This is a genomic window from Phenylobacterium glaciei (assembly GCF_016772415.1).
In the GTDB taxonomy this organism is placed as follows: Bacteria; Pseudomonadota; Alphaproteobacteria; order Caulobacterales; family Caulobacteraceae; genus Phenylobacterium; species Phenylobacterium glaciei.
On the sequence record NZ_JAGSGD010000001.1, the window covers coordinates 2953459 to 2972933 of the forward strand.

Genomic DNA, 19475 nt, shown 5'->3' on the forward strand with positions numbered 1-19475 from the left:
GGATGGGCTTCACCTGGGTCCCGGCCTGCGCCGGGATGAGGTTGCCCCCTACACGAAGTCGAAGGTCACCGCGGAGCGTCCGAAATCCAGGGACACCTTCGTGAACTCGGCCAGCAGGTCCATGCCCAGGACCAGGGCCGGATCATCCCCCAACCCCCAGAGCGCGAACACCGGCAGGTCGGCGAACACGACGGGCACGTTGCCGAGCTGCACGCCCCCCAGCCGTAGGAACGGCACATACAGCATGTCGCCGACGAAGGTTTCCCCCGTCACCGAAACCATGGTGACCTGTTCCAGCTTCTTGCTCGCCTGCGGTGGCAGCAGCGACCGCAGGATCGGGTTGCCGATGGAGATCTGCGCGCCGGAATCGATCATGCAGCTGATCGGCTTGTCTCCCATGGCGGCGTCGACGATGGTCAGCTGGCCCACCCGTTTGCGGGCCGCCACAACCACGCTGCCGACGGCGGTGACGTCGCGCCGCGATGCGGTGATCGACACCTGCTTGTTGGCCATGTCCAGGACCAGGCGCTGACCGCGCAGCCAGTCCACCGCCAGCAAGCCCTCGATCGTGGTGCCCACGAAGGGCAGGACCGGGACCCGTACCCGCCGTTGAGCCCGCGTGCCGACCTGCAGGCGATCGACCACCACGCTCTGGCGGGTTCGGCCGCCGGTGATGGTGTTCACCACCACCTTGCCCCCGGCCGGCAGACCAAGCTTGGCGGCCAGCTGGGTGGAGATGCAGGATCGGTTGGCGCCGGTGTCGACCATGAAGTCGAAGGGCCCTTGGCCATTGATGGTCACCGGCACCGTAATGCGGGAAAACGCATCCCTGCCACTGTCCACCTGGGTGGGTTCGACGGTGGCCTCATCATCGGGGCTGATGTCCGGCGCCGGCGCTGGCGGGGTCTGGGCGTGCGCCAGCCCCCCGCCCAGCAGCAGGGCGCCGCTAAGCGCGCCGGCCGCGCCGCGCCGGGTCAGTCCGTCGTCCATGGCTAGGACAGGCCCTTGCTGGGATTGATCAGGTACTTCTCGCCGGTGGCGCGGCGGTTGTAGCCGGCCATGATCTCCGGGTTCAGGGTCTCGGCCAGCGAGATTTCATGGGAATAGTGGCTGGCGAAGGTGGTCTTCAGCTCGTCCAGCACCCGCTGGCGCAGCTTGCCGGCCGCCTCGGCGCCGACCTTCATCAGGAACGGCGTCAGCAGCCAGCCCCCCAGGCCCCAGGACATGCCGAAGGCGCGGTTCAGCTCCGTCGGGCCGGTGTTCAGGCCGCCATAGATATAGACCTGCTTGTAGGTGGTGGAGCCGTAGCGGCTGTAGGTCTTGGCCGTCATGTTGGCGGCGACCTCCATCCCGCTGAGGATCTGGCCGGCCAGCTTGCCGCCGCCGATGGCGTCGAAGGCCAGCGTCGCGCCGGTGGCGGCGAGCGCCTTGATCAGCGCTTCCATGAAATCAGGCGCGGTGGAGTCCACCACGTACTTGGCGCCGATATCGGTCAGGATCTTGGCCTGCTCGGGGCTGCGGACGATGTTCACCAGGTCCACGCCGTCCTTGATGCAGACCTTGTTGAGCATCTGCCCCAGGTTGGAGGCTGCGGCGGTGTGCACCAGGGCCTTGTGGCCCTCCATCTTCATGGTCTCCACCATGCCAAGCGCGGTCAGCGGATTGACGAAGCACGAGGCGCCGTCGGCGGCGGTGGCGCCGGCCGGCAGGACCAGGACGTCGGCGGCCTTCAGCAGGCGGTACTGGGCGTACATGGCCCCGCCCAGCATGGCGACGGTCTTGCCCAGCAGGTGTTGCGCATTGGCGCCGGCCTTGATGACCTCGCCCGCGCCCTCGTTGCCCACCGGCATGGACTCATCGGCGCGCGCCGCCATGGCGCGCATGAAGGCCGGCTGGATGGGAGCGGTGGTCACGGGACGGTCGGCCGGACCCGACATCTTGGCCTGCGCCACGTCGATGGGGCCCAGCAGCAGGCCGAGGTCGGAGGGATTGATCGGCGAGGCCTGGACGCGGACCAGGATCTCGTCAGGACCGGGCTCGGGGTGCGAGACGGTGGCCAGGGACAGTTCCAGCTCGCCGCTGGACTTCACGAGGGAGCGCAGCTCCAGGCCTTGAGTTTCGTTGCTCATCTGCGTTTCCAATCCCGTGTTGTGGTCTTTTTGGCGCCTGGAGCGCGTGTCGTCATCACTTAAGGGGCGCAGGGTCCTGTTGCGAGCCCGACCTGCAAATTCTCAAGCTTGCGTCTCAGGCGTTCGGCAGCACGGCGATGTAGCGCTCGGCGCTCTCGCACAGCACCAGGTCGGCGCGATGCTGGGTCACCTCAGCCCAAACCACGTCCTTCGACCAGACGAAGGCGACATAGCCGAACACCGCCGACAGCGCATAGGCCAGGCCCGCGTCATAGGCGTAGCTGTCGCCAAACAGCATCAACCGCCGCCGGTCGGGCGCATGGGGGTTCTCCAGCACATACCGGCTGCCGACATGCTTGCCGGTCAGTTCCAGCTGGCGGTTGTCAGAGGTCACCTCCCCCGGCGGCGCCAGCAGCAGCAGGTCTTCCACCGGCGGCGGATCGAAGAAGTGGGCGGTGAGGTCGTGGTTGGTGCGCTGGCGCTCGGCCGCCAGGTCCAGGTCCGCCAGCCGGACCCCTGGCGCCAGGGCGTCCAGGATCACCTGGGTGGCGACGCAGCAGCCGGTCGCCGTCCAGTGGGAGTTATGCCGGAAATAGGTGGGTCCCTGGGCGGCGCGCAGAGCCTCCTCCGGATAGAGCAGCCGCGCCTCCGGAGTCAGCATCGCCTGCAGCAGCCGCAGCGGCCGGCCTTCGCCGCGGGTCTCGCCTCCGGGCCAGCGCTTGTGCGGCAGGACCACCTGCTTTTCCGGCGCCAGGAAATTCCACAGCGCGACCCCGTGCGCGCGGGCCTGGACCTGGCGCGCGTCCAGCAGGCCGCGCCAGGCGTCCTTCCAGGCGTCGACCACCGTCAGCTCGCCCAGATACTGCCGCTCCCAGCGGTTGGTCCCGTCGCCGATGAACAGGTAGCCCTCGATCCCCGCCACCGCGACCCCGCCCGGCGAGGTCGAGTTCAGTTTCAGCGCGCTGGCCGGATGCCCGGGGCCTGCCGCGGTGTCATGCTCGGCGTCGATCCGCGCGATGTCGGCCAGACGCAGGACGTCCCTCATGCCCGGGCGTCCTCGATCATCATCCGCGCGGCCTTCTCGGCGATCATCATGGTCGGCGAGTTGGTGTTGCCCGAGGTGATGGTGGGCATCACCGAGGCGTCGGCGATGCGCAGGCCGGAGACGCCATGCACCCGCAGCCGGGCGTCCACCACCGCGCCGGGGTCACTCTGCGGTGCCATCTTCGCCGTCCCCACCGGATGGAAGATCGTGGTGCCGAGCGTGCGCGCCGCCGCTAGCAGATCGTCGTCGCTCTGGGCCTGCGCGCCCGGCCTGCGCTCCACCGGCGAGAACCTGGCCAGCGGCGGTTGGGCGACGATCTGCCGGACCAGCCGCATGGCGTCCACCGCCACCCGCTCGTCCTCGCGGGCCGAAAGATAGTTGGGCTGAATCAGCGGCGCGTCGCGGGGATCGGCGCTGGCCGCGTGGATCGAACCCCGGCTGGCAGGGCGAAGATTGCAGACGCTGACCGTGATCGCCGGCGCCACGTGCAGCGCCTCGCCGAACCGGTCCAGCGACAGCGGCTGGACGTGGAACTGCAGGTTCGGCGTCGCCTGCTCGGGCGAGGACTTGGCGAAGGCCCCCAACTGCGACGGCGCCATCGACATCGGCCCCTTCCGGAACAGGGCGTACTCGGCCGCCATCAGCGGCCGGCGCCACCAGGAGGCATAGAGCTCGTTCATGGTCGGCACGCCGGTGACCCCGTAATAGGGCCGGATCTGCAGGTGATCCTGTAGGTTCTCGCCGACGCCCGGCAGATGCCGCGTGGTCGCGATCCCCAGGGCCGACAGCCGTTCGCCGTCGCCGATCCCCGACAGCTCCAGGATCTGCGGCGTGCCCACCGCGCCCGCCGCCAGCACCACTTCGCCGTCAGCCCACGCCTCGAAGGCCTCGGCGCCTTGCGTCCAGGCCACGCCCACGGCGCGCCCGTCCTCGATAATCACCCGGCTCACCTGGGCGCCCGTCACCAGCTTCAGGTTGGGCCGCGTCAGCACCGGCTTCAGGAACCCCCGCGCCGCGCTCCAGCGCCGCCCGGCCTTCTGGTTCACCTGGAAATAGCCGACGCCGGCATTGTCGCCGCTGTTGAAATCGCCGACCGCCGGGATGCCCGCCATCTCGGCGGCTTCGGAGAAAGCGTCGAGAACATCCCAGCGCATGCGCGGATGCTCCACCCGCCACTCGCCGCCGCTGCGATGGTGTTCGGACGGTGGCGCGATGTGGTCCTCCTGGGCCAGGAACAGCGGCAGGACGTCGTCCCAGCCCCAGCCCGCCAGTCCCATCTGCCGCCAGCCGTCATAGTCGGCCGCCTGGCCGCGCATGTAGATCATCGCGTTGATGGCCGACGATCCGCCGATCACCTTGCCACGCGGATAGGCCAGCTTGCGCCCCGCCAGCCCCGGAATGGCCTGGGTCTCGAACATCCAGTCGGCGCGCGGATTGCCGATGGAAAACAGGTAGCCCACCGGGATGTGGAACCAGATCCAGTCGTCCTTGCCGCCGGCCTCCAGCACCAGGACCCGCGTCGCAGGGTCGGCCGACAGCCGGTTGGCCAGGACGCACCCGGCCGAGCCGCCGCCGACGATGATGTAATCGAAGTGCTCAGACACGGCGCTAGTCGTAGTTCATGAAGGCGCGCGCCTGCCGGTCGGCGATCCGCGCGGCGCGGAAGGTCAGCTCCGGCAGGGTCGCCTGGATCAGCTGGAAACACGGCTCCACGGCATGTTGCGTGGTGCAGACCAGCTTGGTGCCGCCCCCCATCAGCGGGCCCGAACGCGGGATCACCGCCACGGGGTGCAGGTTCGGCGCGGCGCGCAGGCCGTCGATGATCCCCTCGGTCACGTCCGGGAACCAGTCGTGCAGATAGTCGTCGATCACCACAATGCCGCCCTCCACCAGGAAGCTCGCGGCCAGCTGGATGTCGTTGAACACCGCTTCATAGGCGTGGTCGCCGTCGATGTGGACGAAGCGCGCGGGCGCCTCCAGCAGCCCCGCCCAGCCGGCCGGATCGATGGTGCGGGAGTCGGCCTTGGCGAACCGCACATTGGCCACCGTCTCGGGGCTGACCACGCGGTTCAGGTGATCCACCAGCACCTCGGCGATGTCGCCCTCGAAGACATCGACGCCGATCAGCTTGTCCTCGCCGGCCGCCAGGGCCATGCCCACGAAGGTCTTGCCGTAATAGGTGCCGATCTCGGCCAGCGAGCCCCGCAGGCCCGCCTGCAGCTGCCAGGACAGCAGGGTCGAGAAGGTGCGCGCCGAGCGGGGCGAGATGAAGCCCGCCACGCTCTCCATGCCGCCGCCGGCCGCGAACCACGCCTCGTGATCAGCCATGCCTAACTCCCCGAGTCGCCATGACCCGCGCCTTGAGCGATACGGTTTGGCGCCGGTGGTGACAATGCGCGACAGGGAGGCGTGATGCGACAGACCAAACCCGAAATCTCCATCGCGCCGGGCGCGCGCCGCCCCGGCATGACCTGGATTGCTGGCGGCGCATTCCGCATGGGATCGGACCATCACTATGCCGAGGAGGCGCCGGCCCGCGAGGCGGCCGTGGCCGGCTTCTGGATCGACACCGCCCCCGTCACCAACCGCCAGTTCGCCCGCTTCGTCCGCGAGACCGGCTGGACCAGCTTCGCCGAGCGGACGCCCGATCCTGCCGACTATCCCGGCGCGCCGCCGGATGCCCTGGTGGCCGGCTCCCTGGTCTTCACCCCGCCCCCCGGCCCCGTGCCCCTGGACAATCCCGGCGGCTGGTGGCGCTACGTGGCCGGCGCCGACTGGCGCCATCCCCTCGGGCCCGACAGCGGTCTCGCCGGCCTGTGGGAGCACCCCGTCGTCCACGTCGCCTGGACCGACGTCGAGGCCTATGCCGCCTGGGCCAAGGCTGATCTGCCCACCGAGGCCGAGTGGGAGTTCGCGGCCCGCGGCGGTCTCGCCGACACCGAGTTCGCCTGGGGCGACGAGCTGTCGCCGAACGGCAAGCTGATGGCCAACACCTGGCAGGGCCAGTTCCCGCACCACAGCCTGAAACCCCGCTTCCGGACCTCTAAGGTCGGCAGCTTCCCCGCCAACGGCTACGGCCTGGCCGACATGATCGGCAATGTCTGGGAATGGACGCGTGACACCTGGACGGTCACTTGTCGGCCAATGTCGGCCTGTTGCGCCGACCCGGCCGACAGCTTTGATCCCGACGCTCCCACCATACCCCGCAAGGTTTTGAAGGGCGGCTCCCACCTCTGCGCGCCCTCCTACTGTCAGCGCTATCGGCCGGCCGCGCGCCACGCGCAGAGCCTCGACAGCTCCACCTCCCATGTCGGCTTCCGCTGCGTGGTGCGCCCCTGACCCTTATTCCGCCCTTACGCCCCGGTTCGGCCTTCCGTCTCGAAGCCTGACGGTCCCCGGGTCCACAACCGCGTCCTGTTCCATCCAGGACGCCGACATGTTGGACCTTCTCTTCCTCGCCACCGGCCTCGGGGCCTTCGCCCTGTTCGCCGCCTTCGCCATCGCGCTGAGGCGCCTCTAGCCATGGCCGAGACCCTGATCTGGGCCGCCGGCGCCGTCGTCATCGGCGTCTACATGGTCGCGGCCCTGCTGCGCCCCGACCGCTTCTAGGGAGCGCCCGCCATGAACTGGCAAGGCTGGGCCGAAATCGCCCTCACCCTCTCCGCCGCCATCGGCCTGGGCTGGCCCCTGGGGGTCTACATGTCCCGCGTCTGGAACGGCGAGCGCACCTGGCTCGACCCCGTGCTCAAGCCCGTCGAGCGGCTGGTCTATGCCGGTTGCGGCGTCGATCCGGCCAAGAGCCAGACCTGGCTCGGCTACGCTGCCGCCCTGCTGGCCTTCAACGCCGCGGGCTTCGTCATCCTCTACGCCATCCTGCGCCTGCAGGGGGTGCTACCCCTTAATCCGCAAGGCTTTGCGGGCCTCTCGCCGGACCTCGCATTCAACACCGCGGTCAGCTTCGTCACCAACACCAACTGGCAGTCCTACGGTGGCGAGACCACCATGAGCGCGCTCAGCCAGATGATCGGACTGACCACCCAGAACTTCCTGTCGGCCGCCACCGGGGCCACCATCGCCGCGGCCCTGGCGCGGGCCTTCATCAGCCATCGCGGCGAGGGCGTCGGCAACTTCTGGGCCGACCTGACGCGCACAACGCTCTACGTCCTGCTGCCGCTGGCCATCGTCTTCGCCCTGGTCCTGGTGGCGCTGGGCGTGCCGCAGACCCTGGCCGCCTCGGTCACCGCCCACACCCTCGACGGTGGCGAGCAGCAGATCTCGCTGTTCGCCACCGCCAGCCAGCTGTCCATCAAGATGCTGGGGATCAACGGCGGCGGGGTGTTCAACGTCAACTCGGCTCACCCCTTTGAGAACCCCAGCCCGATCACCAACTTCCTGACCGCGGTCTCGATCAACGTGCTGGGCTGGGGCGCCTTCTTCGCCTTCGGCCGCTCGGCCCTGGCGCGCAAGGACATCCGCGCCCTGGTGGCCGCCGCCGCCATCCTGCTGTCGGCCGGCGCCAGCGCCATCTACTGGTCGGAGACGCAAGCCGCCCCCTCCCTGGTCGCCGCCCATGTGGAGGCGTCCCAGAACATGGAGGGCAAGGAGGTCCGCTTCGGCGCGCCGTCCTCCGCCGTCTGGGCTGCGTCCACCACCGGCGCCTCCAACGGCTCGGTCAACGCCATGCACGCCAGCTTCATGCCGGTGGGCGGGATGGTGGCCATGTTCCTGATGATGCTGGGCGAGATCCTGCCCGGCGGCATCGGCTCGGGCCTCGCCGTCATGGTGGTCATGGCCCTGCTGGCGGTGTTCGTGGCGGGCCTGATGGTCGGCCGCACGCCCGAGTACATGGGCAAGAAGGTGGAGGCCCGGGAGATCAAGCTCGCCATGCTGGCCGTGCTGGTGATCCCGCTTTCCATGCTGGGCTTCGCCGCCGTGGCCGCCGTCCTGCCGGTGGCGCTGAAAGGCCTGCTGAACCACGGCCCGCACGGCCTGTCGGAGATCCTCTACGCCTACGCCTCGGCCACGGCCAACAACGGCTCGGCCTTCGCGGGGCTGACCGCCAACAGCCCCTGGTGGAACACCACCCTCGGCATCGCCATGCTGCTGGGCCGCTTCCCCCCGGCCATCGCCATCCTGGCCATCGCCGGCTCCATGGCCGCCAAGCCCAAGCTCGCCCCCACCGCCGGCGCCATGCCCACCGACACCGGCCAGTTCGTCGGCCTGCTGGTGGGCGTGATCCTGATCCTCGGCGGCCTGCAATTCTTCCCGGCTCTCGCCCTTGGCCCCATCGTCGAGCACTTCCAGGTGCTGCAGACGATGGCGCGCCTCTGACCCCTGCGTTCAAGGCGTCCTGACATGACCACCTCCTACGTCCCCGGCGAGCCGACCCGCCGCGCCCCCAAGCTCGGCGGCGGGGTCTCCGCCGCCCAGATGGGCCGCGCCCTGCGCCAGGCCTTCGTCAAGCTCGATCCCCGCAAACTGGCCGGCAATCCGGTCATCCTCACCACCGAGATCGTCGCCATCCTGGCCACCCTCTCGGCGGGCCTTGCCATCGCCCAGGGCGCGGGCGCGGGCTTCGCGATCCAGATGGCCGCCTGGCTCTGGGCCACCGTGCTGTTCGCCAACTTCGCCGAGAGCATCGCCGAGGGCCGGGGCAAGGCCGCCGCCGACAACCTGCGCGCCACCCGCGTCACGACGAAAGCCAAGCTGATCGTCGACTCCAAGACCGGGACCATCGTCCCCACCCCGGCCCACCTGCTGGGGGTCGGAGAGATCGTCCTGGTGGAGGCCGGCGACGTGATCCCCGCCGACGGCGAGATCATTGAGGGCGTCGCCTCGGTCAACGAAGCCGCCATCACCGGCGAGAGCGCCCCCGTCATCCGCGAGTCCGGCGGCGACCGGTCCGCCGTCACCGGCGGCACCACCGTGGTCTCCGACTGGCTCAAGATCCGCATCACCTCGGAGGCGGGCAACACCTTCCTCGACCGCATGATCGCCATGGTCGAGGGCGCCGACCGCCGCAAGACCCCCAACGAGCTGGCCCTGGCCGTGCTGCTGGCCGGACTGACCCTGATCTTCCTGATCGCCGTGGTCAGCCTGGTGGGCCTGGGCGCCTATTCGGGGATCACCCTTCCCCCGATGATCCTGGGCGCCCTGTTCATCACCCTGATCCCCACCACCATCGGCGGCCTGCTCTCGGCCGTCGGCATCGCCGGCATGGACCGGCTGCTGAAGGTCAATGTGCTCGCCACCTCCGGCCGGGCCGTGGAGGCCGCCGGCGACGTCGACACCCTGCTGCTGGACAAGACCGGCACCATCACCTTCGGCAACCGCATGGCCACCGAGGTGATCCCCGCCCCCGGCGTCCGCCCCGAGGTCGTCCTGCGCGCCACCCTGATGGCCTCCCTGGGCGACGAGACCCCGGAGGGCCGTTCCATCGTCGAACTGGCCCGCAACCAGGGCCTCACGGCCGAAGTCCCCAAGGGCGCGACCCTGATCGCCTTCTCGGCCACCACCCGTCAGTCGGGCCTGGACGCCGACGGCCACGCCTGGCGCAAGGGCGCGGTGGACGCGGTGATCCGCAGCCTCGACCTCACCCCCGACCAGATCCCGCCGGAGTTCAGCGCCGCCGTCGACCGCATCGCCCGCTCGGGCGGCACGCCGCTGGCGGTGAGCGAGAACGGCGCGCTCGTCGGTGTCATCCACCTGAAGGACGTCGTGAAGCCCGGCGTGAAGGAGCGCTTCGCCGACCTGCGCCGCATGGGCCTGCGCACGGTGATGATCACCGGCGACAACCCGGTGACCGCCGCGGCCATCGCCAGCGAGGCGGGCGTCGACGACTTCCTCGCCGAGGCCACGCCGGAGGACAAGCTGCGGATGATCCGCGAGGAGCAGGCCAAGGGCCGGCTGGTGGCCATGTGCGGCGACGGCGCCAACGACGCGCCCGCCCTCGCCCAAGCCGATGTCGGCGTCGCCATGCAGACCGGCGCCCAGGCCGCCCGCGAGGCCGGCAACATGGTCGACCTCGACAGCGACCCCACCAAGGTCCTGGAGATCGTCGAGGTCGGCAAGCAGATGCTGATCACCCGGGGCGCGCTCACCACCTTCTCCATCGCCAACGATGTGGCCAAGTACTTCGCCATCATCCCGGCGATGTTCGCAGGCTCCCTGCCGGCGCTGGGCGCGCTTAACATCATGCACCTGGGCAGCCCGCAGAGCGCGATTCTGTCGGCGGTGATCTTCAACGCCGTCATCATCGTCATGCTGATCCCGCTGGCCCTGCGCGGCGTGAAGTACCGGGCGATCGGGGCGGCCAAGCTCCTGTCCCGCAACCTGCTGGTCTACGGCCTGGGCGGCCTGATCGCCCCCTTCGTCGGCATCAAGGTCATCGACCTGGTCGTCTCAGGCCTGCGTCTCGCGTGAGGATTTCCATGCTCGCTCAACTTCGCCCCGCCCTGGTCTCCACGGGCTTCTTCACCGTGCTGCTGGGCCTGGTCTATCCGATGGCGATCACCGGGATCGCCCAGGTGGCCCTGCCCGCCGCCGCCAATGGCAGCCTGGTCCACGACGCCAAGGGCCAGGTGATCGGCTCGGCCCTGATCGGCCAAGGCTTCGCCAAGCCGGAGTACCTGCATCCCCGCCCTTCGGCGGCCGGCACGGGCTACGACGCCTCGGCCTCCTCCGGCTCCAACCTCGGCCCGATGAACGAAGACCTCGCCAAGCGCATCGCCACCGACGCCGACGCCCTGCGCAAGGAAGCCCCCGGCCCAATCCCCGCCGACGCGGTGACGACGTCGGCCTCGGGCCTCGATCCCGACATCTCGCCGGAGACCGCCCATCGCCAGGCCGCCCGTATCGCCGCCGCCCGAGGCGCCACCGTCGCAGAGGTGGAGGCCCTGATCACCACCCACACCGCCGGCCGGACCCTGGGCTTCCTGGGCCAGCCGCGGGTCAATGTGCTGATGACCAACCTCGCCCTCGACGCGCGCTATCCGGTCCGTCACCCTCGCGTCCCATGAGCCCCGACGAACCGCGCCGTCCCGATCCGGACGCCCTGCTGGCCGCCACCGCCAAACCCGGGCGGGGGCGGCTGAAGGTGTTCCTCGGCATGGCCCCGGGGGTGGGCAAGACCTACGAGATGCTGCGCGCCGCCCGCCGTCGAAAGGCCGAGGGCGGCGATGTGGTGGTGGGCGTCGTCGAAACCCACGGCCGCCGCGAGACCCAGGCTCTGCTGCGCGGCCTGGACGTCATGGCCCGCCAGCCCATCGCCTATCGCGACCACACCCTGCTGGAGTTCGATATCGATGCGGCGCTGGCCCGCAAGCCCGAGCTGCTGCTGATCGACGAATACGCCCACTCCAACGCTCCGGGCTCGCGCCACCCCAAGCGCTGGCAGGACGTCGAGGAGTTGCTGGCCGCCGGCATCGACATCTGGACGACACTGAACGTCCAGCACCTGGAGAGCCTGGTGGATGTGGTCTGGAAGATCACCGGGGTACGCCAGCAGGAGACGGTGCCAGACTCCACCCTGTCGGGCGCCGACGAGATCGAGGTCATCGACATCACCCCCAGCGAGCTGCGCGCCCGCATGGCCGAGGGGAAGATCTACCTGCCCGAGACCGCCCGCTTGGCCGGCGACCGGTTCTTCAAGGCCGAGAACCTGACCGCCCTGCGCGAACTCACCCTGCGCCGGGCCGCCCAGACGGTGGACGACCAGCTGCTGGGGGAGATGAAGCGGGCCGGGGTCGAGGGACCCTGGGCCGCTGGCGAACGCATCCTGGTGCTGGTGGGGCCCGACCCCGCCGCCAGCTCCCTGGTCCGCGCCGGGCGGCGGCTGTCGGACATGATGATGGACGCCCCCTGGACCGTGGCCCACGTCGAGCGCCCCAACGCGCCGCCGCCAGCTGTCATGGGGACCGCCCGCCTCAACGAGGTCCTGAAGCTCGCCGAGCAGCTGGGCGGCGCCACCGTGGTGCTGACCGGCGATGACCTGGTGGCCAGCGTCCTGGACTATGCCCGGCGCAACAACGTCACCCAGATCGTGGTGGGCAAGCCCGCGCGCCGTCCGCGCAATCCCTTCCACCGCGCCCTGATCCCGGCCCTCCTGGACGAGGCCGCCGGCGCGGCCCTGCACGTTATCACTGAGGCGTCCGGCCAGCCCCTCGCGCCGCCGCCGCCGCGACCCCGGCGCGGCGTGGAGGCTCCTGCCTGGCGCGGGCATGCCGGCGCCCTACTGATGGTGGCCCTTGCAGGCGGGGTCGCCGCCGTCACCGACCGGTTCTCGGACGGCGCGGACCTGGCCATGATCTTCATGCTCAGCGTCCTGGGTTCGGGGCTCGCCTTCGGTCTCTGGCCGGCGGTGACGGCGGCGGGCGTCGCGGCCCTGGCCTACAACTTCTTCTTCCTGGAGCCCCGCCTGACCATCCTGATCGGGCAGGCGTCAGATACCCTGACCTTCGCGGTGTTCTTCCTGGTGGCCATGACCACCGGCTGGCTGACCGGGCGTATCCGCGACCAGAGCCGGGCCGTCTCCCGCCGCGCCTCGGCCATCGCCACCCTGCTGGCCGCCAGCCGACGCCTGTCGTCGGCCGCACGGTTCGAGGACGCCGCCCAGGCCCTGGCCGAACAGCTGGCCGCGGCCACCGGCGGCGGGGCCGTGGTCCTGACCCCCAAGGCCGACGACATCGCCATCACCGCGGCCTGCCCGCCCCTGGAGATCCTCGCGCCCGGCGACATGGCCGCCGCCCGCTGGGCCTGGGAAAAGGGCGAACCCGCCGGGGCCGGCACCGGCACCCTGCCCAACGCGGCTTGGACCTTCCGGCCTCTTCAGGGCGTGAAGGCCCGCGCGGGCGTGGCCGGCGTCGAGGGGGGAACGGTGAGCGTCGAGGAGGACGAGCGCTTCGTCACCGCCATGCTGGACCAGGGCGCCGTGGCCCTGGAGCGGGCGGAACTGGCGGCCCTGGCCGTGGACGCCGAAGCCCTGCGCCGCACCGACCGCCTGCGAGGCGCCCTGCTGAATTCCGTCAGCCACGACCTGCGCACGCCGCTGTCGACGGTGCTGGGCTCGGTCACCACCCTGCTGGACTACGGCAAGTCGCTCACCGCCAAGGTGCAGCGCGACCTTCTGATCAGCATCCGCGAGGAGGCCGAGCGCCTGAACCGCTATGTCGGCGACCTGCTGGACATGACGCGACTGGAGGGTGGGGCCCTGGTCACGCGCCGGGAATGGGTGGATATCCGCGACGTCCTGCGCGCCGCCGCCGACCGGGTGAAGCGCCGGGCGCAGGGCCGCAAGCTGGTCCGCGAATTCCCGCCAGAGCTGTCCATGGTCAAGGCCGATCCCTCCCTGCTGGAACAGGCCCTGGTCAATATCCTGGAAAACGCCATCAGCTACAGTCCCGACGGCTCCTCCATCGAACTGGCCGCCTATGAGGACCGCAGCAACGTGGTGATCAGCATCGAGGACGAGGGCCGCGGCATCCCCACCAGCGAGCTGGAGCGGGTCTTCGAGCGCTTCCGCCGCATGGAGGAGTCTACCGACCGCGGCAAGGGCGCGGGCCTGGGCCTGGCGATCTCCAAGGGCTTCGTGGAGGCCATGGGCGGGCGCATCGCGGCGGCCAGCCCCATCCACGACGGCCGCGGCACCCGCATCCTCATCAGCCTGCCCAAGGCCAACAAGATGCCGGAGCATCTCCTTTGACGGCCTCCCGCCCCCGCGTCCTGGTGATCGACGACGAGCCGCAGATTCACCGATTCCTGCAGCCGGCCCTTGAGGCCGCGGGCTATGAGGCGGTGCGCGCCGACACCGCCACCGATGGCCTGCGCGAGATCGCCCGCAAGCCACCGGACGCCGTGGTCCTGGACCTCGGCCTGCCCGACATGGACGGCAAGGAGGCGCTCGCCAAGGCGCGCGCCTTCTACGACGGCCCGATCATCATCCTCTCGGCCCGCGACAAGGAGACCGAGAAGATCGACGCCCTGGACCTGGGCGCCGATGACTATGTGGAAAAGCCCTTCGGGGTCGGGGAGTTGCTGGCCCGTCTGCGGGTCGCCCTGCGCCATCGCCTGCACCAGAAGGGCGCCGAGCCCATCATCGTGGCCGGCGACCTGACCATCGACCTGATCAAGCGCATGGTCACCCGGGCCGGCGTCGCCATCCGCCTGTCGCCCAAGGAGTATGACCTCTTCGCCCAGCTGGTGGAGGGCGGGGGCAAGGTGATCACCCATCGCCAGCTGCTCACCGCCGTCTGGGGCCCGGCCCACGAGGCCGACGTCCAGTACCTGCGCGTCTTCATCGCCCAGCTTCGCGCCAAGATCGAAACCGATCCCGCCAGCCCCACCCAGATCGTCACCGAGCCCGGCGTCGGCTACCGCTGGTATGGCCAGGACAGCGAGGCCTAAACCGCCCGGCGCAGTTCCGCCGGTGACCGTCGCGCCTCGCGCCGGATCAGGCGGCGCAGGGTCGAGGGTTCGGCGTAGCCGACCCGCCGGGCCACCTCGTCCACCGACAGCCGGGTGGTCTCCAGCAGGCGCTCGGCGGCCTCCATCCGGATGCGCTGAGCGAACTTCACCGGCGACAGGCCGCAGACCGAGGCCAGGCGGCGGGCGAAGGTGCGCGGCGCCAGGCCCGCCGCGGAGGCCAGTTCGTCCATGCTGAAGTCGCGGGCGATGTGCGCGCGGGCCCAGGCCTCGGCGCGGGCGATCTGCGGGTCCTGCCCGGCCAGGAAGGTCACCGCCATGTACGGCGCCTGGGAGCGGCGCTGGTCCAGCAGCAGGTATCGCGCGCAGGCCTCCGACAGGCCGGGACTGGCGAACTTGGCGATCACCGCCAGCATCAGGTCCATCTGCGCCATGGCCGCGCCCGCCGTGGCGATCGGCCAGTCGGCCACCACGATCTGGTCGGCGACCAGATCCACATCCGGGTGCAGCCGGCGGAACACCGGCGCCAGCCACCAGGTGGTCGTCGCCCGCCGACCCGAGAGCAGGCCCGCCTCCCCCAGGATGAAGGTGCTGGCGCAGGAGGCCGCCACGCAGGCGCCTGCCGTATGGCTCAGGGCGGCGATCCGCGCGGCGCGGCGCACGGCGGGGGTGGCCAGGCCGGCGATCAACTCGTCCTCGGAGCGGGTTCCGAGACCCGGGATGATCAGCAGGTCGCCGCGCCCCAGGGCCGGCGGCGTCCCGCGCCCGGCCTTGACCGTCAGCACCTCGAAGGGCGCCTGGCGACCCCCGTTCACGCTCACCCGGTTGGCGGTGTCCAGGGCGTCGAGGGTGATGGCCAGGCTGGAAGCCAGTCCGCCCGGCAGGGCCAGGACCGCGACACGCGTCATTGGCGAATTCTCCGCGAAAAGTGTCGTATTCGACTCTATCGCCGAGCCGGGGCCCGCGCAATTCTAACCGGGACATCGCGAGCGGAGCCCGACCATGCCTCAGAGTGACGATCCCCTGACCGACTTCGAACCCCGGGAGATCACGCTGGAAGGCGCAACCAAGGTGGTCCACATCGCCGGAACCGGCCCCGCCGTGATCGTGATGACCGAGATGCCTGGCATCAGCCCGCACGTGGCGCGCTTCGCCCGTTGGGTCCGCGACGCCGGCTTCACCGTCTACATGCCCTCCCTGTTTGGCCGCGACGGGGCGGTTCCGGGAGCCGACGAGGGAGCGGCCGTCTTCCGGCGGGCCTGTGTCAGCGCCGAGTTCCGCGCCTTCGGAGCCGGCGGCTCCAGCCCCGTGACCACCTGGCTCCGCGCCCTCGCCCGCCAGGCCCATGCGGAGTGCGGCGGTCCCGGCGTCGGGGCCATCGGCATGTGCTTCACCGGCAACTTCGCCCTGACCATGATGCTGGAAAGCGCGGTGCTGGCGCCGGTGCTGTCCCAACCCTCCCTGCCCCTGGACGATCCCGGCGGCCTGGACATCGCGCCCGCAGAGCTCGCCGCCGTGCGTGCCCGGCTTGACCGCGAGGACCTGACGGTGCTCGCCTACAGGTTCGAGGGCGACCAGGTCTGCCGGGCCGAGCGGTTCGCCGCCCTCTCCCAGGCGCTCGGCGACCGGTTCGTCAGCCGCACCCTGCCCGACAGCGCCGCCCACACCGACCCGCCGCCCTTTTTCCAGCGGCACGTGGCCTTTCCCCACAGCGTGGTCACCGCCCACCTGATCGACGCGACCGGTGAGCCGACGATCGCGGCCCGCGACGAGATCCTCGCCTTCTTCGGGCAGCGCCTCCATGGGTGAGCCCCATGTGCTGATCCTCCACGAGGTCGCAGACTATCCCGCCTGGAAGGCGGTGTTCGACGAGGCCGCGGCCCTGCGCAAGGCCGCCGGCGAACTCAGCTTCCAGGTCCTGGCTCAGGACGACGACGCCAACCGCATCGTCCACTTCTCCCGATGGACCAGCCTGGAGCGCGCCCGGACCTTTTTTGAGTCCGCCGCCCTGGTGGAGATCCGCCGCAAGGCCGGGGTCCGCGCGCCGCAGTTCCTCTACCTGACCCTGCTGGACCAGGGCGACCTCTAGGCTACTTCGGCAAGGGGTGCGGCCGCACCGGATAGAGCGTGAGGCCCGCCGCCCATGCCCTCGCCGACCGCGGCCAAATCGCGAATCTCAAGCCTCTCATGAGATGGGGCGGCGGCGCGTGCTAAGGGTCGCGCCGCTGGCTTACGGAGACCGCCATGGAAGGCCCGACATCCCACTTCTATTTCTCGCAGCGGCTGCGCCTGCACTATGTCGACTGGGGCAACGAGGGCGCGCCGCCGCTGGTCCTGGTCCATGGCGGCCGCGACCACTGCCGCAACTGGGACTGGGTCGCCCAACGGCTCCGCGACCGCTACCATGTGATCGCGCCCGATCTTCGCGGCCATGGCGACAGCGAATGGGCGGTGGGCGGCGGCTACGACAACGCCGCCTACCTCTACGACCTGGCTCAGATCATCCATCAGAAGGACATGGCGCCGGCCACCATCATCTCCCACTCGCTCGGCGCGGGGATCGCGCTGAACTACTGCGGCGCCTTTCCCGAGAGCGTGAAGAAGATCGTCGCCATCGAGGGTCTCGGCCCCTCCCCCGCGGTCATGGCCGAGCAGGCCAAGCGCCCCGTGGAGGAGCGGCTGCGGACCTGGGTCGATGACCGGCGCAAGAACTCCGGCCGCACCCCGCGCCGCTATGCCAGCCTCGATGAGGCCATCGCCCGCATGGCCGAGCAGAACCCCCATCTTTCGGCCGAGCAGGCGCGCCACCTGACCATCTACGGCGTCAACCAGAACGAGGACGGGACCTATAGCTGGAAGTTCGACAACCACACCGGCGGCGGCGTCGGCGGTCTGTCCCACGCCGACCAGCACCGGCTCTGGAGCCAGATCACCACCCCGGTCCTGCTGGTGCGCGGCGCGGAATCCTGGGCCTCGGACCCGGTGATCGACGGCCGCATCCAGCACTTCCGAAACGCCCGGCTGGTGAACTTCGAAGGCGCCGGACACTGGGTCCACCACGACCGGCTCGACGGCTTCATGGACGCGGTCGAAACCTTCCTCGCCGAATAGGCGAGGCCCGTGAGGGCGCGGCGGCCTTCCATAAGCCCGACGAAGCCGCCACCGGAGCCGACCTCCGTAGCACTACTTAAGGGGCTGACCCGAATGTCAGTCGAGGCGCGAACGCCCTAGCCATGGATCATCGATCAAGGGAACTTGCTGATGACCCAGACGCACCGCCTCGACGACACCACCGCCCCCTTCATGCCCGGCCCACGAGCTGCGGCAGACGACCTCATGATGAGCCTGGGCGTGCGGATGACCTTCGCCAAGGATGAGGAGATCTATGGCCAGGATGAGAAGGCCGACCTGATCTACCGCGTCATCAGCGGCGCGGTGCGCACCACCCGGGTCATGAGCGACGGGCGGCGGCAGATCGGCGGCTTCTACTACCCCGGCGAGATGTTCGGCGTGGAAGCCAGCGACCACCACCGCTTCTCGGCCGAAGCGCTCAGCGACGGCATCATCCTGGTGGTGAAGGCCTCGGCCCTGCGCGCGGTGGCGGGCGACGAGGCGTTCGGACGGCTGACCTGGACGGCCACCAATCGTGAACTGGACCGCACCCAGGATCATCTGCTGCTTCTGGGCCGCAAGACCGCGGCGGAACGGGTGGCGAGCTTCCTGATGGAGCTTGCCGATCGGCGAGGCGCCGAGGCGGTGACCCTGCCCATGGGCCGCCAGGACATGGCCGACTATCTGGGCCTGACCATCGAGACGGTCTCGCGGATGCTGACCCAGCTCCAGAGCGCCCTGGTGGTGGAGTTCTTAGGGTCGCGCATCTTCAAGATCAGCAACCGCTGCGCCCTGGCCCGCCTGGCCGACTAGGGTTTCGCCGGCGGCGGACGCCGCCAGCGCTCACATCCAGAGCCTGATCGGTTCATGAGTCACGTTTCAGCCGGGACCGCGACGCGGTTCCGTCTAAAACGATATGCTCTAGTGAGAGATGAGCAAGGCTGTCGGCGGGTCGCTGACCATGTCGTGGCTTACCCCGCCCAACACCAGTTCCTGCACCCGATTGCGGCCGTAGAGGCCCATCACCACCAGGTCGATATCCAGAGCCTTCACGTGCCCGCGCAGGATCGCCGCGGCCGAGGCGTCGTGGCTGCGGTCCACGATGACCTTGGCTTCGCGGCCATGCCGTTCCAGGTGGCGCTGCAGCAGGCCGTCGGCCCCGCCCTCGCCCTGCGGCGACACCACCAGGATGTGAACCTGCTCCGCACCCATCACCAGCGGCCAGGCGTCGTGCAGGGCCCGGGCAGACTCGCGTGTGCCTTTCCAGGCGATCAGCACCCGTTTGCCGACATCCCGCGTGACCCCGTGCTCGGGGACCACCAGGACCGGGCCGCCGCTCGTCAGCCCCAGGTCCGCCGCGCTGATGGTGTGCTGGCCGAGGGGCGCGCAGGCGATCGTGGGAAAGATGGTGAGGTCGGATCGTCGGGCGCAGGCGGCCATGGGGGCGGTGAAATCGCCATCGATCACCATCCACTCCGAGGACACCCCGACCTTGGCCGTGGCGCTCTCGAAGATCTCGCGGCCCCGCTCCGCGGCCTTCAGAACCGCCGAGGCGTGGTCCTTCAGGATGGAGTCGATGTCACTGGGAGACATATAGGCCAAGGCTTCCCCGGCCATGTAATTGTGCAGGAACGCGCTCTTCAGGAAGACCCCGCTCACGTGCGCGTTGGAGCGCAGAGCAAGTTCGGCCGCGGCGGTGGCCCGGGCCGAGGACGCCGGCGTGTCATCGATATGAACGAGGATATCGCGATAGGTCATAGGGTCGCCTCCGG

General features: G+C 70.0%; 17 protein-coding genes. 10 read left to right on the forward strand and 7 right to left on the reverse strand.

Annotation, left to right across the window (positions count from 1 at the left end; translation table 11 throughout):
* Window positions 1-48: 48 nt before the first annotated feature.
* The 5 genes from JKL49_RS14520 to JKL49_RS14540 form a co-directional block, all read right to left on the reverse strand.
* On the reverse strand, window positions 49-990 hold the full coding sequence (locus JKL49_RS14520; protein WP_215341335.1) for a retroviral-like aspartic protease family protein: 942 nt from the start codon (window positions 988-990) through the stop codon (window positions 49-51).
* 2 nt (window positions 991-992) lie between these two features.
* Window positions 993-2129, reverse strand: coding sequence for a zinc-binding dehydrogenase (locus tag JKL49_RS14525; protein ID WP_215341336.1), 1137 nt, complete (start codon window positions 2127-2129; stop codon window positions 993-995).
* A 115-nt stretch (window positions 2130-2244) separates the two neighbouring features.
* Window positions 2245-3174 carry an alginate O-acetyltransferase AlgX-related protein gene (locus JKL49_RS14530; RefSeq protein WP_215341337.1) on the reverse strand — a complete coding sequence of 310 codons (930 nt, stop codon included), beginning with the start codon at window positions 3172-3174 and terminating at the stop codon, window positions 2245-2247.
* Entirely contained in the window at window positions 3171-4778 is a 1608-nt protein-coding gene (locus JKL49_RS21320) for a GMC family oxidoreductase (protein WP_215341338.1), read from the reverse strand. Before JKL49_RS21320 ends, JKL49_RS14530 begins: the two co-directional genes overlap by 4 nt.
* A 4-nt stretch (window positions 4779-4782) precedes the next feature.
* Complete coding sequence (locus JKL49_RS14540) at window positions 4783-5502, reverse strand: class I SAM-dependent methyltransferase (RefSeq protein WP_215341339.1); 720 nt, start codon at window positions 5500-5502, stop codon at window positions 4783-4785.
* Window positions 5503-5586: 84 nt separating this feature from the next.
* Between JKL49_RS14540 and JKL49_RS14545 the strand changes: the two genes are divergently transcribed.
* The 6 genes from JKL49_RS14545 to JKL49_RS14570 all read left to right on the forward strand — a co-directional run bounded on the left by JKL49_RS14545 (window position 5587) and on the right by JKL49_RS14570 (window position 14574).
* Entirely contained in the window at window positions 5587-6513 is a 927-nt protein-coding gene (locus JKL49_RS14545) for a formylglycine-generating enzyme family protein (RefSeq protein WP_215341340.1), read from the forward strand.
* A gap of 282 nt (window positions 6514-6795) precedes the next feature.
* Window positions 6796-8505: a potassium-transporting ATPase subunit KdpA gene (kdpA, locus tag JKL49_RS14550; protein WP_215341341.1), complete on the forward strand. Its 1710-nt coding sequence runs from the start codon at window positions 6796-6798 to the stop codon at window positions 8503-8505.
* 24 nt (window positions 8506-8529) lie between these two features.
* Complete coding sequence (gene kdpB, locus JKL49_RS14555) at window positions 8530-10596, forward strand: potassium-transporting ATPase subunit KdpB (protein WP_215341342.1); 2067 nt, start codon at window positions 8530-8532, stop codon at window positions 10594-10596.
* A gap of 8 nt (window positions 10597-10604) precedes the next feature.
* A complete protein-coding gene (gene kdpC, locus JKL49_RS14560; protein ID WP_215341343.1) occupies window positions 10605-11192 on the forward strand; it encodes a potassium-transporting ATPase subunit KdpC in 588 nt (195 codons plus the stop codon).
* Window positions 11189-13873 carry a sensor histidine kinase gene (locus tag JKL49_RS14565; protein ID WP_215341344.1) on the forward strand — a complete coding sequence of 895 codons (2685 nt, stop codon included), beginning with the start codon at window positions 11189-11191 and terminating at the stop codon, window positions 13871-13873. Before kdpC ends, JKL49_RS14565 begins: the two co-directional genes overlap by 4 nt.
* On the forward strand, window positions 13870-14574 hold the full coding sequence (locus tag JKL49_RS14570) for a response regulator (protein ID WP_215341345.1): 705 nt from the start codon (window positions 13870-13872) through the stop codon (window positions 14572-14574). The genes JKL49_RS14565 and JKL49_RS14570 overlap by 4 nt, the downstream gene beginning before the upstream one ends.
* On the opposite strand, the gene JKL49_RS14575 is transcribed toward JKL49_RS14570, so the two are convergent.
* A complete protein-coding gene (locus tag JKL49_RS14575; protein WP_215341346.1) occupies window positions 14571-15500 on the reverse strand; it encodes a GlxA family transcriptional regulator in 930 nt (309 codons plus the stop codon). The genes JKL49_RS14570 and JKL49_RS14575 overlap by 4 nt on opposite strands.
* Window positions 15501-15594: 94 nt before the next feature.
* Here JKL49_RS14575 and JKL49_RS14580 point away from each other — a divergent pair, with 94 nt between their 5' ends.
* The 4 genes from JKL49_RS14580 (at window position 15595) to JKL49_RS14595 (ending at window position 18516) form a co-directional block, all read left to right on the forward strand.
* Window positions 15595-16401 carry a dienelactone hydrolase family protein gene (locus JKL49_RS14580; RefSeq protein ID WP_215341347.1) on the forward strand — a complete coding sequence of 269 codons (807 nt, stop codon included), beginning with the start codon at window positions 15595-15597 and terminating at the stop codon, window positions 16399-16401.
* The gene (locus JKL49_RS14585) at window positions 16394-16681 is read left to right on the forward strand and encodes an antibiotic biosynthesis monooxygenase (RefSeq protein WP_215341348.1); all 288 of its coding nucleotides are present in this window, start codon (window positions 16394-16396) and stop codon (window positions 16679-16681) included. The genes JKL49_RS14580 and JKL49_RS14585 overlap by 8 nt, the downstream gene beginning before the upstream one ends.
* Window positions 16682-16836: 155 nt before the next feature.
* Window positions 16837-17703: an alpha/beta fold hydrolase gene (locus JKL49_RS14590; RefSeq protein WP_215341349.1), complete on the forward strand. Its 867-nt coding sequence runs from the start codon at window positions 16837-16839 to the stop codon at window positions 17701-17703.
* A 150-nt stretch (window positions 17704-17853) separates the two neighbouring features.
* Window positions 17854-18516: a helix-turn-helix domain-containing protein gene (locus JKL49_RS14595; protein WP_215341350.1), complete on the forward strand. Its 663-nt coding sequence runs from the start codon at window positions 17854-17856 to the stop codon at window positions 18514-18516.
* A 108-nt stretch (window positions 18517-18624) separates the two neighbouring features.
* Here JKL49_RS14595 and JKL49_RS14600 read toward each other — a convergent pair whose 3' ends face one another.
* Window positions 18625-19461 (reverse strand): universal stress protein, encoded by an 837-nt coding sequence (locus JKL49_RS14600; RefSeq protein WP_215341351.1) that lies wholly within the window; start codon window positions 19459-19461, stop codon window positions 18625-18627.
* Window positions 19462-19475: the final 14 nt, after the last annotated feature.